General features: G+C 74.4%; 11 protein-coding genes. 5 read left to right on the top strand and 6 right to left on the bottom strand.

Features of this window, described 5'->3' with window-relative positions; all coding sequences use genetic code 11:
- Nucleotides 1–253 precede the first annotated feature (253 nt).
- The 5 genes from ACFXGA_RS18115 to ACFXGA_RS18135 all read left to right on the top strand — a co-directional run bounded on the left by ACFXGA_RS18115 (nt 254) and on the right by ACFXGA_RS18135 (nt 6,794).
- Nucleotides 254–2,725 carry a thioesterase domain-containing protein gene (locus ACFXGA_RS18115; protein WP_378089227.1) on the top strand — a complete coding sequence of 824 codons (2,472 nt, stop codon included), beginning with the start codon at nt 254–256 and terminating at the stop codon, nt 2,723–2,725.
- A gap of 38 nt (nt 2,726–2,763) precedes the next feature.
- The gene (locus ACFXGA_RS18120; RefSeq protein WP_378089229.1) at nt 2,764–3,195 is read left to right on the top strand and encodes a heavy metal-responsive transcriptional regulator; all 432 of its coding nucleotides are present in this window, start codon (nt 2,764–2,766) and stop codon (nt 3,193–3,195) included.
- A gap of 562 nt (nt 3,196–3,757) precedes the next feature.
- Nucleotides 3,758–4,495: a class I SAM-dependent methyltransferase gene (locus ACFXGA_RS18125; protein ID WP_378089231.1), complete on the top strand. Its 738-nt coding sequence runs from the start codon at nt 3,758–3,760 to the stop codon at nt 4,493–4,495.
- Nucleotides 4,496–4,726: 231 nt separating this feature from the next.
- Complete coding sequence (locus ACFXGA_RS18130; protein ID WP_378089233.1) at nt 4,727–5,539, top strand: hypothetical protein; 813 nt, start codon at nt 4,727–4,729, stop codon at nt 5,537–5,539.
- Nucleotides 5,529–6,794 (top strand): MFS transporter, encoded by a 1,266-nt coding sequence (locus ACFXGA_RS18135; protein ID WP_378089235.1) that lies wholly within the window; start codon nt 5,529–5,531, stop codon nt 6,792–6,794. Before ACFXGA_RS18130 ends, ACFXGA_RS18135 begins: the two co-directional genes overlap by 11 nt.
- 3 nt (nt 6,795–6,797) lie before the next feature.
- Here the strand turns inward: ACFXGA_RS18135 and ACFXGA_RS18140 are convergent, their stop codons facing one another.
- From ACFXGA_RS18140 to ACFXGA_RS18165, 6 genes are read right to left on the bottom strand one after another with little or no spacing between them, the layout of a single operon-like run.
- A complete protein-coding gene (locus ACFXGA_RS18140; RefSeq protein ID WP_378089237.1) occupies nt 6,798–8,567 on the bottom strand; it encodes a condensation domain-containing protein in 1,770 nt (589 codons plus the stop codon).
- A 6-nt stretch (nt 8,568–8,573) separates the two neighbouring features.
- Entirely contained in the window at nt 8,574–9,497 is a 924-nt protein-coding gene (locus tag ACFXGA_RS18145) for a thioesterase domain-containing protein (RefSeq protein ID WP_378089239.1), read from the bottom strand.
- Complete coding sequence (locus tag ACFXGA_RS18150; RefSeq protein WP_378089241.1) at nt 9,494–10,954, bottom strand: class I adenylate-forming enzyme family protein; 1,461 nt, start codon at nt 10,952–10,954, stop codon at nt 9,494–9,496. Before ACFXGA_RS18150 ends, ACFXGA_RS18145 begins: the two co-directional genes overlap by 4 nt.
- The gene (locus ACFXGA_RS18155) at nt 10,951–11,460 is read right to left on the bottom strand and encodes a phosphopantetheine-binding protein (RefSeq protein ID WP_378089243.1); all 510 of its coding nucleotides are present in this window, start codon (nt 11,458–11,460) and stop codon (nt 10,951–10,953) included. The genes ACFXGA_RS18150 and ACFXGA_RS18155 overlap by 4 nt, the downstream gene beginning before the upstream one ends.
- Nucleotides 11,454–12,230, bottom strand: coding sequence for a hypothetical protein (locus tag ACFXGA_RS18160; RefSeq protein ID WP_378089244.1), 777 nt, complete (start codon nt 12,228–12,230; stop codon nt 11,454–11,456). Before ACFXGA_RS18160 ends, ACFXGA_RS18155 begins: the two co-directional genes overlap by 7 nt.
- On the bottom strand, nt 12,221–13,645 hold the full coding sequence (locus ACFXGA_RS18165) for an AMP-binding protein (RefSeq protein ID WP_378089246.1): 1,425 nt from the start codon (nt 13,643–13,645) through the stop codon (nt 12,221–12,223). The genes ACFXGA_RS18160 and ACFXGA_RS18165 overlap by 10 nt, the downstream gene beginning before the upstream one ends.
- Between the last annotated feature and the right edge of the window lie 20 nt (nt 13,646–13,665).

Genomic DNA, 13,665 nt, shown 5'->3' on the forward strand with positions numbered 1-13,665 from the left:
GAAGCGGTAGCGGCGTGTTTCCAGGTCGGCCTCGTCCGGGGCGTTGACCCGGTTGGTCAGGGGTTGTGTGGTCACTGCAGGTCACCCGCCTGTTCGCCTAGGGAAGACCACCTAGGTCGTGGTTCAGATGTGGCTAGCGGAACCGACGGTAAAGGTTGGACCGCACTCCAAGGTCAAGCCCCGTTCCCGGAGCTTGACTTGAAGCCGAGTTCAACTCCGAAACTGGCCGTCGCCGTGCACCGGAGGGGGACCCATGACCACCATCGACCCGATGCCCTCAGTCCTCGCCGAGCTGGCGCGCACGGAGATCAAGATCCGGCTCGTCGGCCACGACGAACTGGAGATCTCCGCTCCGCGCGGCACGATGTCGCCCGCGTTGCGGGACCGCATCCTCGCGCAGAAGCAGGCCATCGTCCGCTGGTTGTCCGGGGCCGGTCCGCGCGGCTACGTCCTCCCGCGCGTCGTGCCGGACCCGGCGGCGGCCGACGAGCCGTTCCCGTTGTCGGACCTGCAGACGTCGTTGCTCGTGGAGTTGGGGGACCACGTCCGGCCGCGCCAGTACATGGAGTTCGACCTGGTCGACCTGGACGTGGAGCGGTTCTTCGCGGCGGTGAACCGGAACCTGCTGCGCCAGCGGGACAACCTGGTGGTCGTGACGGAGGACATGCGGCTGCGCCGTGTCCCGGAGTTCACGCCGCTGTCGCCCGTGGTCCACGACTTCCGCGGCCTGCCCGCCGAGCAGGTCGAGCGCGAACTGCTGCGCATCCGCGAGAACGCGCGGCGGCGGCAACTCCCGCTGGACCGGTGGCCGTGGCTGGACGTGCGGATCAGCCTGCACGGCGAGCGCGACGCCCGCGTGCACTACACCAACAACAGCTTCTTCAGCGACGGCATGGGGACCAGTCGTTTCCTGGACAACGTGTTCGCGCTCCACCGCGACCCGGAGCACGCGGTTCCGGAGCTGGAGGTCGGTTTCCGCGATTGCGTGCTGACCCTGGCCGCCGTCGAGTCCTCGCCGCTCGGCCGGGAGTCGGAGCAGTACTGGCGTGACCGCATCCCGGACTGGCCGGACGCGCCGGCGGTGCCGCTGACGGCCGACCGGGACCGGTCCGAACTCACCCGGCGGGAGTGGTCGCTGTCCGCCGACGTGTGGTCCGCGCTCAAGCGACGGGCCCGCGCCCACGGGCTGACCGCCGGCAACGTCGTGTACGCCGCGTTCGCCGAAGTGGTGGCCACGTGGAGCGGGTCGAGGCACTTCCTGCTCGACAACGTGGTGACCCACCGGCTGCCGCTGCACCCGCAGATCGGCGAGGTGATGGGCAACTTCGCCTCGCTGTACCCGCTGGAGGTCGACTGGCGGGCGGTCGAGCCGTTCGCGGTGCGCGCGCGGAAGTTGCGGGCGCAGGTGCTCCAGGACATGCAGAACGTGCACTGGAGCGGGGCGAAGGTGCTCCAGGCCCTCAACCGGCACCGCCGCACGCCCGGCCGGGTCGCGTGCCCGTTCGTGATCGGCGGCGGTGTGGTCGCGGGCAAGGTCGCGCGGCCCGCGTACTCGGCCCTGGAGACGCCCCAGGTGCTGCTGGACTGCCGGTTCCGGGAGCAGGGTGACGGTTCGGCTTGGATCACGTGGGACGTCGCCGAGCCGGTGTTCCCCGACGGGGCCGTCGACGCCGTGCACGCGGCGTTCCGGCGGTTGGTCTCCACCCTGGCCGACAGCGACGAAGCCTGGCGGCGCACGGGCTTCGACCTCGCGGTCCCGACCGCCAGCACGTCCCCGACCGGGCACGGTGCCGCCTCGCCGGTGAGCCCGCGTGGGCCGGTGCGGGTGGCGTTGCCGGAGCAGGTGCCGTCCGTCCGCGCCGCGGCCGCGCGGTGCGAGGAGGCGTGGTCGCCGCTCGTGCCGCTGCGCGAGGTCGCCGGCGCGCCCGCGGTGTTCCTGGTCCACCCGGCGGGCGGCGACGTGCTCGCCTACCGCGGGCTGGCGGCGCTGGTGGACCTGACCTGGTACGCCCTCCGGCCGCCGGCGCGGGACGTGCCCACCGAGGTGGCCGACTTCGCGGCCCGGTACGCCGAGGCGATCCGGACCGTCCGGCCCCACGGCCCGTACGTGCTCGGCGGGTGGTCGTCGGGCGCGGTGATCGCCGCCGAGGTGGCGCACCGGCTGGAGCGCGACGGCGAGGACGTGGCCCGGCTGTTCGTCTTCGACTCGCCGTCGCCGCTGCCCGCGCCGGAGGCGGACCCGGTGTCCCTGCTGCTGTGGTTCCTCGAAGACCTCGACCCGGGCTTCCGCGCCGACGACGCCACCGGGGCCGAGCGGGCGGCACTGCTCGCCACCGCCGACGAGGACCTGGTGGCGGCGGGCCTCGCCCTGGTCGAACGGCGCACCGGCCGCGCCGTCGCCGCGGACGAGGCGCACCTGCGGCACACCTACGACGTCTTCACCGCCGTGGTCCGCGCCTGCCGCCGCCACCGCCCGTCGACCATCGCCGCCGACGTGCACGTCATCCGCGCGGCCAACGGCCTGGTGACCGCGTTCGCCGACCACCCGCACGCGTCGCACTGCACCTGGGGGTGGCAGGCGCTCACCACCGGCCGCACCACGGGCACCTGGGTCGCCGGCACCCACCACACCATCCTGACCGACCGGCACGTTGCCGACGTCGCCGCCGCCGTGTGCGAACACACCTGTCCGGACCTGCTCAAAGATTGGGAACTGGGTTCATGAACCGACACGGCACGAGCACCTCCCGTTACCCTGGCACCATGGGGACAGCGCCAACGGATCCCGGTGGCATGACGGTCGCCGGCCTGGCGCGCCGTGCCGGTGTGACCAGCGACAGCATCCGCTACTACGAGCGTGTCGGCCTGCTGCCGAAGCCACCGCGCACCGAGTCCGGGTACCGGCGGTACGGCGAGGACGCCGTGGACCGGCTGCGGTTCATCCAGGGCGCGCAGCGGCTCGGCCTGCGCCTGCGGGAGATCTCCGACCTGCTGGAGATCCGCGACACGGGCCAGTGCCCGTGCGGCGACGCGGCGGTCCTGCTGCGCGACCGGATGGCGGAGCTGAACCAGGAGATGCAGCGCCTGGAAGCGTTGCGCGCGGAGCTGTCGGCGATGGTCGACCAACTCCCCAGCAACGACTGCCCCGACCCCGCGCCCGGCGTGTGGCGGCCGGTCGTCATCACCGGCGGCTGAGCACGAGGCCCGGCCCCCCTCATCACGAAGGTATCCGCCCGTGCGCGGCGGGAGGACGCGCGGCACGGCGGTAATTCGAAGGCGTGCCCAGGGGACGTGTCCCGAGTCGTGGGAGGAATCCGCGACCGATTCCGGCGGCGGCGTGCGGCGGGTGGTCAAGAGTGGTCTGCGCAACGCTTCGGGGTGCGGTTGACCGTATCGGCCGCGCAGGTCGCCGGAAAGCGGGTCGGTGCTGACCGAACTGCGTCCCACGCTGCGCCGAGTACGTGGCACATGCCCTGTTCGCGCAGTTCAGCGGCCGTGCCGAGGGGCGGGGGTTGACTTGAAGCCAGGTTCAACCCGGACACTGGGATCGGCCGTCGAACCGGGCGGCCGGAAATGCCGTGCCGAGGACGTCGTCGCGACCGGCGGACTCGGAGCAGATCGGTCCCGGACATTCACCGGTCCGTTCCGGTCACGGGGGGAAGGTTCGGAGCAGGAATCGTTCGCACTATCGGACGGGGTGCCGCGCGCTCGGCTGCGGCGTGAATTCGGTGCCCGCCGTACGAAGGGGCTTCAGCAAATGGGTGCTACCACCAAGGTTCTGAAGAAGGCGTACGACGCCACGTGGGGGAAGTACGTCTTCGCCGGGATGTACGACAAGTTCCTGGCGAAGGTGGAGGGGTACGGGCTGTCGGAGAAGCGCGCGGAGTTCCTCAAGCCCGCCTACGGCCGGACGATCGAGCTGGGGACGGGGACGGGGTTGAACCTGCCGCACTACCCGGACGCGGTGGACGAGTTGATCCTGACGGAGCCGTACCCGCACATGGTGGCGAAGTTGCAGGAGAAGACGGCGAACTACCCGCGTCGGGTGCAGTTGGTGGTGGCGGGTGCGGAGAGGTTGCCGTACCCGGACGGGTACTTCGACACGGTGGCGGCGGCGATGATCCTGTGCACGGTGCCGGATCCGCAGCCGGCGTTGCGGGAGATCGAGCGGGTGTTGAAGCCGGGTGGGCAGTATTTGTTCCTGGAGCACGTGCGGAACAAGGACCCGCGGGTGGCGCGGAAGCAGGACATCATCCAGAAGGGGTGGTACTGGTTCGGCAACGAGTGCCACTGCAACCGGCCGACGGTGCAGACGTTGCAGAACTCGTCGTTGGAGATCGCGGATCTGCAGGAGACGAAGATGCCGGGCGCGTGGGAGTTCATCGAGGCGATGGTCATCGGCCGCGCCGTGCGCCCGACCACCGCCAAGCCGCTGTCCGTGTCGACCGCGTCGACCAACGGCCACACGCACGCCGACGCCGACTGCGACTGCTGAGGCACCCTCACGTCGGCGGGTCGTCCCCTCGGGGCGGCCCGCCGACCGCGTGGGTTCGCCCCCTCGCCCACCGGCCCGTGCCCGCGCCGGTTCACCGTAGCTGCGGTTGGCGTGCGTCGCGGGAGTTCGCCGGACCGACCGCGCGGTGGGCGCACGCCGGAGCGGGCCGACGACGGTGACCGGTTCCGTGATTTCATTCCACCGCCCACCAGACCCCGTCGGAATCGGACCATGACTGTGAACCACCCCGTACCGGACGCGGAAGGCCGGCGGTCGGCGGCGGCCCTGTTCCTCCCCGAGCCCGAGCGGCACGACGGCGAGGTGGCGCGGTGGCACGTCGAGATCGACCTCGACCGCCACGCCGAGGTGCGCGGGCACCTCGTCAACGGGCAGCCGACCGTGCCGACCGCCACCCTGGTGCAGATCGCGGCCGAGGCCGCGGTGTCCTTCGCGCCCGACCTGGCCCCGCTGCGGTACACCGACCTCCGGCTGCCGCGCCTGCTCCGCGCGCCCGCCGGGCGGTGGCCACGCCGCGTCGAGGTCACCGCCGCCCGGACCGGGGACGAGGTGCGGGTCCGCATCGAGGGCCCCGCCGCCCACGGCGTGCCGGCGGTCGACCACGCGCGGACCACCGTCCACCTCGGCGTGCCCGAGTGGCCCGAGGCCGAGGCGGACCACCCGCCGGTCGACCACCGGTTCACCGGCTACCTCCTGCCCGGCGACGCGCTGGACTCGTTGCTGCGCAAGGCCGCCACGCCCGAATCGCTCGCCGGCGTCGAGGTGATCGACGTGCCGTTGCCGGCCGACGACCGCGAGCTGGCCCGGCTCCTCGGCCCCTACCTGGACCTGCGCCGGTACTCCACAGAGGACGGTGAGCGGTACACGGCCACGGCCGCCGACGGCACGGTGGTCGTCCGGCTGCGGGGCGTGCGCACCGCCAGCCCCGACCTGACCACCCTGCGCCGGCACCGCACCGGGGCCAGGACACCGGGCCGCGCGGGTCGGCGGGCGCGGGCGGTGGGACGTGAGCGCGATGGCGGGTGACCCCGTCCCCGGTCCGGCGCCCGGGGTGGACTCGCGCCGGTGGTCGGTGATCGCCGGGTCCACGGCCACGTTCGCGGTCCTGTTCGACGGCACGGCGGCGATGATGGCGTTACCGGGCCTGGGCGCGGAACTCGGCTTCGGGTTCGGGGGCCGGCAGTGGGTCGTCGTCGCCCACGCCCTGGCGGTCGCCGCGGTGGCGGCGGCCGGTGGCGCGGTGGCGGACCGGCTCGGCACCGGACGGGCGTTCCGCCTGGGCGCGGTGTTGTTCGGCGCGGGCGCGGTGGCGTCCGGCGCGGCGGGATCGCTGCTCGCGCTCATCCTGGCCCGGTGCGTGCAGGGCGTCGGCTCCGGCCTGCTCCTCGCCACGGCGGCCAGGCTCGTGGGCCGCGAGCCGGGCACGCGCACCACCTCGGCGAAGCCTGTCGATCGGGGCCCGGTGGAGCTTGTCGATCAGGAGTTCCGGGGCTCGGCGGATCCCGCCGATCGGGACTCCGCGAGCGGGGCGGGGCCTGTCGATCGGGAGTCCCGGAGCGCGGCGACGCCCGTCGATCCGGAGTTCCGGAGTGCGGCGACGCCCGTCCGCCGGGAGTGGCGGGGCGTGGTGGGCACGCTCGCCGGAGCGCTCGGGCTCGTGGGCGGCGGTGCCCTGGCCGAGGTCGACTGGCGGCTGGTCTTCCTGGCCGTCCTGCCCGTCGGCGTGCTGCTGCTGGCGATCGGTCACGTGCACCTGCGCGTCGGCGAACCGCGCACCCGGACCACGGCCGACCGGTCGCGGTCCGGCGACCGGGCCTTCCTCGGGACGGCCGCGGTGACGTGCACGTCCGCCGCGCTCGGGCTGGGCACCGTGTTCCTGGAGGCGCTGCGGCTCCAGGACGAACCGGGTCGCTCGCCGCTGGACGCCCTGGCACACCTGTCCCCGCTGGTCGCCGCCATGATCACGGCAGCCGTCCTGGCCCGCCGGCTCGGGCCGGGACCCGCGACCTCGACCCTGCTCGTCACGCTCGGCGCGGCCCTCGTGGCCGGCGCGGGCCCGCTGCTCCCGCTCGGCCTGGTCGCCCTGGGGGCCGGCCTGGGGCCGGCGGCGGCGAGGCACGTCAACCAGACCCACCACCACATCGGCGTCGCCGTGGGCGTCCTCACCCTCGGCGCGCTCGTCCACCACCGCGCGCTCGTCTGCGCGGTGGTGGGCACGGCCGTGTCGCTCGTCGCGTTCGCGTGGGTCGGGCGCGACCCGGTGACCGCCACCGACGCGTGACGCTCAGGCGTCGGCGGACCGGCCGGCGCCGGCGGCGAGCGGAGCGGGCCAGGCGGCGGGGTCGGCCGGGTCCGCCGGGGCGGTGGCGCAGACGACGTAGTGGCGCGGGGCCAGGGCGTTGAGCCGGTCCGGCAGCGCGGCCATGCACCGGGCGTGGGCCTGTTCGGGTGTCCGCACGGCGTCGGTCGCGGTCAGGTGGGCGACGAGCGCGCGCCCGTCGACGGCGGGGAAGATGCGGGCCACCGAAGGGGCGAGGGAGTCGTCGAGCAGCCGTTGTACCTCGGCCAGGTCCACCCAGCAGCCGTCGACCAGCACCCAGCCGGGCGGGCGTTCGACCGGGTCCAGGGCGATCAGCCCGCGCACCTGCCCGGCGTCGAGGTCGCCGCCGGCCGCGCCCACCAGCACGGCTTCGACGGCCAACAGCACCGACTCCATCTCCGCCCGCGACACCACGCCGATGTCCGCGCTCCACGCGTCGAGCCGCAGCCGCCCGTCGACCTGGTTCAGGCCGAACCGCACCGGCGTGCCGTTGCGGTGCACCGGGCGCCACGTCAGCCCGGTGTGCCGCAGGGCGGCGGCGATCTGCTCGGGCCGGTGCTTCACGCCCGCGTTGATCCCGGACCACGACTCGGGGACGAGGCTGTTGAACAGCGGGTCGTAGAGGAACTTCAGCCCGCGCTCGTGCTCGATCCGCTCGCTCATCGCGCCGCGGTCCGCGCCGTCGTACCCGGCGTGCCTGCTCGCCTCCAGCACCGCGGTCCAGGTGTGCTTGACCAGCGCGTCGAACCCCCGGTCGCCGACCTCGACGGTGACCAGGGTGCCCTGCGCCAGCGAGCCGACGTAGCCCGCGAGCCGGCGGTCGAAGCGGTTGCTCGACAGCAGCGGGAACACCAGCTCCCGGTAGCCGGTGCGCCGGGACAGCACCGCGCAGAGCGCGGCCAGGACGATGGCGGACCGGCTGGCCCGGGTGCGCGCCGCCACCTCCCGCACGGCCATCGCCGCCGCCGCGGACGACAGCTCGACCGCCACCGGCTCGCCCCCGGCCCGCGTCCCGGGCAGGGCGTACAGGTTGTGCGGCACGCGTTCCGACTGGTCCCGCAGGTAGGCGAGAGCCACCTCGGCGCGCCGCCGTTCGGCGGGGGTCGCCTCCAGCTCGGCCTGGTCCAGCGGCTGGTGGCGCGGCGGCCCCACCTCGCGGCGGGCCGGGTCGGCGAGCATCTCGGCGAACTCGCGCTTGACGACCTCGATCGCGCCCAGGTCGACGGCCATGTGCGAGAACGCGGCGGCGCACGCGACCACCGCGCCGTCCGCGCCGGTCGCCACCACGACCCGCGGCAGGTCGGTCACGGTGCCGCGCCGCTCCCGCAGCCAGGCGACGAGCTGACCGGCCACCGCCGGCCGGTCGCGCGGTCCCCACTCGCCCTCGCCGAGCGAGCACACGTCCAGTTCGAGCACGCCGGAGGCCGCGACGACCTGCCGCCGGTGCTCGCCGCGCGCGTAGTGCGTCCGCAGGCTCTCGTGCCTGGCCAACAGCACCGCGATCGTCGCGGCCACGTCGTCGGTGGTCACGCCGTCGGGCACCGGCAGCTCCACGCACAGCACCGCGTAGGCGTGGTCGGGCATGCCCTCCAGCCACTGCGCGGTGTTGAGCTGGCCCAGGGTGAGCGGCCCCTCGCCCGCCCGCGCGCCGCTGAACGGCACGGGGACGGGGTCGACCGGGGTGAGCAGCACGCGGCGGCGGCGTGGCCGCCCGGTGTCCACGGAGGTCGTCATCGCCGGTCAGCCGATCGACTCGCGCAGCGCGTCGACCACGTCGGCGTGCTCGCGGACCTCGCCGGCCGGCCAGGCCGCGTACGGCGAGGGGTCGCCGAAGACGTCGAGCCGACCGCCGTACGGCCGGGGCCGCCAGGCGCGGACGGCGTCCCGGTTCGCCTGCCACACGCGCCGCGCGCGGACGACGAACTCCTCCGTCTCGTCCGGCGGCACCAGGCCGCGCGCCTTCCAGCGGTCCAGCGTCCCCGCCGGGTCCGGCCCGGTGTCGGGTTCGGCGAAGCCCGGCTCGTCCACCCCGGCCGGCAGGGCGGCGTCGAGCAGCGCCACGAGCCGCACCTCGGCCCCGGCCTCGGCCAGCAGGGCGGCCAGCTCGTGGGCGACCGCCGCGCCGGTCGAAGCTCCGCCGAGGAGGTACGGCCCCTCCGGCCACGCCGACCGGATGGCCGCGAGGTAGGCGCGGGCCAGGTCGGGCACCGTGCGGACGGGCTCCTGGTCGGCGTGCAGCCCGGCGGCCTGGAGGCCGAACACGGTGAACTCCTCGCCCAGGTCCTGCGCCAGGAGCGCGTACGGGCCGACCTGCCCGTTCGTCGGGTGGACCAGGAACAGCGGCGGTCGCGTGCCGTCGCCCTGCTGGACCGGGACCAGCGGGTCGAGCAGCCGCGCGGTGAGGTCGCGCAGCCGGGTGGCCAGGCGTTCCACCGTCGGGTGCTCGGTGAGCACGTTCAGCGGGAGCTGGACGCCGAACTCCTCGTGCACGGCGTTGATGACGCGGGCCGCGTCGAGCGAGTTGCCGCCCACCTCGAAGAAGTTCTCCCGGATGCCGACGGCGAAGCCGATGACCTCCTGCCAGCGCCGGGCCAGCCACAGCTCCACCGGCGTGCGCGGGTGCTGGTGTCCGGTGTCGAGCACGTCGTCCACGGTCGGGTTCATCGTGTGGGTGCACCGCCCTCGTGACCGGCGGCGAGCCGCCAGCGCTGGATCTTCCCGGCCGCGGACCGGGGGAGCCGGTCGACGAACGTGAAGTGCTTCGGGATCTTGTAACCGGCCAGCCGCCGGCCGCAGTGCGCGGCGAGGTCGGCCTTGCGGACCTTCGTCTCGGGTCGCAGCACCACGTGCACGCCGACCACCGACCCGAGCGTCTCGTGCGGCACGGCGAGCGCGACGGCGTCGACCACCGCGGGGTGGGCCAGGAGCGCGGCCTCGACCTCGTCGGGGTCCACCTTCTCCCCGCCGACGTTGATCGTGCCGTGGTCGCGGGGCTCCAGGTACAGGTAGCCGTCGCGGTCGACCCGGCCGCGGTCGCCCACGGTGGCGAACCCGTCCGGGGTCGTGCGGACCACCCGGTCGTCGAGGTAGTCCGAGCGGCCGACGCGCTGCGGCGTGCGCATGAACACGGTGCCGACCTCGCCCGGCGCGACCGGCCGGCCGTCGTCGTCCAGCACGCGGAGCTGGGTGAAGAAGCCGCGCCCGACCGTGCCCGGCCGGGCCAGCCACTCGTCGCCGCGCGCCAGCGTCACGCCGATGCCCTCGGTCGCGCCGTACAGCTCGAAGACCCGCTCCGGGCCGAGCAGGTCGATCCAGCCGCGCTTGGTGTCCAAGTCGCACCGCGCGGCCGTGTGCAGCACGCCGCGCAGGTGGGCGAAGCCCTCCGGGTCGGGCTTGGCGAGCAGCAGGATCTCGCGCATGTGCGTCGGGGTGAGTTGCAGCCACTCGACGCGGTGCTCCCGCACCAGGTCCACCGTCCACTGCGGCGAGAAGAACGGTTGCAGCACGACGGTGTTCGCGTCGAGCAGCGCGTCCACCAGCACGGTGAACGGCGCGGCGTGGTGCAGCGGCCCGACGATGAGCTGGCGCTGTCCGGTCCGCCAGCCCGTCTGCCGGATCACCAGGGACGGCGTCCGGCCCGGGTCGTGGCGCAGCGGTCCGGGTTTCGCGGAGATCTTCGGGATGCCGGTGCTCGCGCCGGTGGCCAGCAGGTAGGCGACCGGGCGGGCGGGCGCGCCGGCGGACGCCGGGCGGTCCCGGTGGTCGCCGCCGGGCACGTGGACGTGGTCGAACCGGCGGCCGAGCAGGTCGAGCAGCAGGCCGCGCTCGGCCGCCGGGGTGGCCGGGTTGACCGGGAACACGGGCACCTCGGCCGCGAGCGCCGACGCGATGCCGATCACCGCGGCGACCGTGTTGGCGGCCTCCACGACGACGCACGACCGCACGTCCGGGTCGAGCGCCGACCGCAGCGCGGCCACCCCGCCCTCGACCGCGTCGCCCAGCTCGCGCCACGACACGGTGTGCTCGGCCAGGTCCGCGTCGAACCCGACGAGCGCCGCCCGGTCGGGCGCCGTGCGGGCGAGGTCGGCGATCCGCTCGCGCACCGGGAGGGTGGCGGTCACCGCAGGATCTCGGCCAACCGCCGGACGCTGGACGCGCTCATGAACTCGTACACGTCCAACGGCCGGTCGAACTCCGCCTCGATGGCGGCGATGATGCCCAGCGCGGACAGCGAGTCGCCGCCCAGCTCCAGGAAGTCGTCGGTCGCGCCGACCGGCCGGACGTCCATCTGCGCCGACCAGATCTCCGCCACCCGGCGCTCCACGTCGTCGCGCGGGTCCTCGAAGAGGGCGCACCGCCCGTCGGCGACGGCCCGCGCCACCTCGTCGGCGTCCACTTCGCCGTCCGCGAGCGGGATCCGGTCCACCACCAGCACGCCGTGCAGCCCGCAGTCGTCGCCGAGCCGCTGCCGCACGTGGTTGCGCAGGACCGGCCCGCTCAGGTACTCGTCCAGCTCCACGGCCGCGACGGCGACCTCGCGCCCGTCGTGGCGCACGACCGCGACCGCGGCCCTGCCGACACCGGGATGTGCCGACAGCACGTCGGCGATCTCGGCCACGCTCACCATGTGCGCTCTCCCATCAACAGTCCGGCGACGAGGTCGTGCACCTCGGCCGCGCGCAGCAGGTCGGAGTGCTCGACGTCCACGTCCCGGCGCTCGACGCCGTCCACCGGCGGTTCGTGCTCCCTGGACGACACGAACACCGGCTCGCCGAAGCGCGTGTGGAACCTGCCCTGCGCGGCCAGCAGCAGATAGTCCAGGTACGCGGTGAACCCGCCGGTGAGCTGCCGGCGGAAGAAGTCGTTGAGCGACAGCCGGGCCGCGACCTCGCCCATCAACGCGTCGTACCGCTCCACCAGGGCGGCCGCGATGCGGGGCGGGTCGTCCGGGTGCGCCTCGACCAGGCCGTCGGCCAGCGCCCGCGCGTCGTCCAGCTCGGCCTCGGTCAGGTGGTCCGCCGACGTCTCGAGCGTCGAGGTGAACTGGTGCGACAGCGAGCCGGCGGTCGTCGCCACGGCGTCGAAGAGCAGGACCGGGGGCGGTGGTCCGGACTCGGCGACCGCGTCCGCGACGCAGGTCGCCAGCGCGGCGCCGGCGCAGAACCCCAGGACCGCGCGGACCGGCCTGCCGGTCGCCGACACCTCCGCGACCCAGCGTTCGGCACGCTCGTCCACCGCGCCCGTGCCGGGGTCGGCGAGGTGCAGGAAGGAGGCGTCCGCCGTCACCCCGGCCGCCAGGTCGGGGAACCCCGCGACGGCCCGCCCGCCCGGGAAGTCCAGGCACAGCACCAGGTCCTGGCCCCGGTCCGACAACTCGCGCCAGTGCGTCAGCCCCACCGTCCGACCTCCTGCCCGTCCACGGCCGCCGCCAGCGCCCGGTAGTCGACCTTGCCGCCGGCGGTGCGGGGCAGGTGGTCGACGGGCCGCAGCACGACGTGCCGGCTCGGCACCCCCAGCGCCTCGGCCACCTGCCGCCGCTGAGCCTCGTGCACGGTCTCGTCGCCCGCGCCGAACAGGTACACCACGTCGTCCTCGCCGGACACCACGGCGGTGGGATGACCCGATCGCTCGACCAGTCGCTCCAGGTCGTCCAGGCTCGTGCGGACGCCGAGCACCTTGACGATGCGCTTGGTGCGGCCGGTCAGGTACAGGTAGCCGTCGCGCAGGTAACCCAGGTCGCCGGTGTCCAAGAGGTCCACCTCCGCGCCGCGGCGCAGGTCGTCGCGGCCGGTCGCGTACCCGAGCATGACGCCGGGGCCGCGGTAGCGGACCGCGCCCTCGCCGGGCACGGCCCGGTCGTGCGTCTCGGCCTCCTCGACGGTGATCGTGCCGCCGGGCACCGCGACCCCCACCGAGCCGAGGCGGTCGGGCAGGTCGGCCGGGTCCAGGCACGCGATGCGCGAGGTGGCCTCGGTCTGGCCGTACATCGGGAAGAACCGGCCGCCGCGCCGCCGCATCACCTCGGCCATGCGCAGCGTCAGCTCGTCGCCGAGACGCGCGCCGGACTGCGTCATGGTGCGGATCTCCGTGCGCTCCAACAGTTTCAGGTGCGAAGGGCCGAACGCGGCATAGGTCGTCGGCACGGCGGCGAACGACGTCGCGCCCGCCCGGGTCAGGTGGTCCCACGTCGCGAGCGACAGCGGCGACCGGTCGTTGAGCACGACGCTCGCCCCGGCCCACAGGTGGCTGTTCAGGACGGACAGCCCGTAGGCGTGCGTGATCGGCAACGTGGTCGGCGCGCGCTCCGCGGCCGTGATGCCCAGCGCGCGCACGATGGCGTCGGCGTTGCCGGCCAAGCCCTCGTAGGACAGTCGCACCGCCTTCGGGCTCCCCGTCGTGCCCGAAGTGGTCAGCAGCAGGGCCGTGCCCGCGAAGATGTCGCCGGCCGGACCGCCCGCCCGGCGGCGGAACAGCGTCGCCCCGCCGGGCAACGGCTCGTCCGGCCCGTAACCGGTCCCCTTCGGAATTCCGCCGTCGCCCGGCGCGGGCACGACGAACTCCGGTCGGTACGCGGCCAGGATTTCCTCCGACGCGGGCAGGAAGGCGACCGTGTGGCCCAGTCGCAGTGCGGCCAGGTAGGCCACCAGCGTGGGCAGGTCGCGGTCGCCCGCGCACAGCACCAACGCCTTGCCGTCGTGGCGCAGCGCGCGTTCGGCCCCCGCGACGAGGTCGGCCAAGTCGCCGTAGGACAGCGTCCGACCGCCGACGAGGTGCACGGCCGGCGAACCCGGCGGCACCCCTTCGCGCGTCACGAGATCGAGCATCGCCGGCG

Source organism: Actinosynnema sp. NPDC059335 (assembly GCF_042752395.1).
Classification (GTDB): Bacteria; Actinomycetota; Actinomycetes; order Mycobacteriales; family Pseudonocardiaceae; genus Actinosynnema.

Excerpts from the sequence above, each read along its gene's own strand:
- ACFXGA_RS18115 (WP_378089227.1), top strand. The coding sequence starts at position 254 with ATGACCACCATCGACCCGATGCCCTCAGTCCTCGCCGAGCTGGCGCGC.
- ACFXGA_RS18155 (WP_378089243.1), bottom strand. The coding sequence starts at position 11,460 with ATGGTGAGCGTGGCCGAGATCGCCGACGTGCTGTCGGCACATCCCGGT.
- ACFXGA_RS18140 (WP_378089237.1), bottom strand. The coding sequence starts at position 8,567 with ATGACGACCTCCGTGGACACCGGGCGGCCACGCCGCCGCCGCGTGCTG.
- ACFXGA_RS18130 (WP_378089233.1), top strand. The coding sequence starts at position 4,727 with ATGACTGTGAACCACCCCGTACCGGACGCGGAAGGCCGGCGGTCGGCG.
- ACFXGA_RS18125 (WP_378089231.1), top strand. The coding sequence starts at position 3,758 with ATGGGTGCTACCACCAAGGTTCTGAAGAAGGCGTACGACGCCACGTGG.
- ACFXGA_RS18120 (WP_378089229.1), top strand. The coding sequence starts at position 2,764 with ATGGGGACAGCGCCAACGGATCCCGGTGGCATGACGGTCGCCGGCCTG.
- ACFXGA_RS18135 (WP_378089235.1), top strand. The coding sequence starts at position 5,529 with ATGGCGGGTGACCCCGTCCCCGGTCCGGCGCCCGGGGTGGACTCGCGC.
- ACFXGA_RS18145 (WP_378089239.1), bottom strand. The coding sequence starts at position 9,497 with ATGAACCCGACCGTGGACGACGTGCTCGACACCGGACACCAGCACCCG.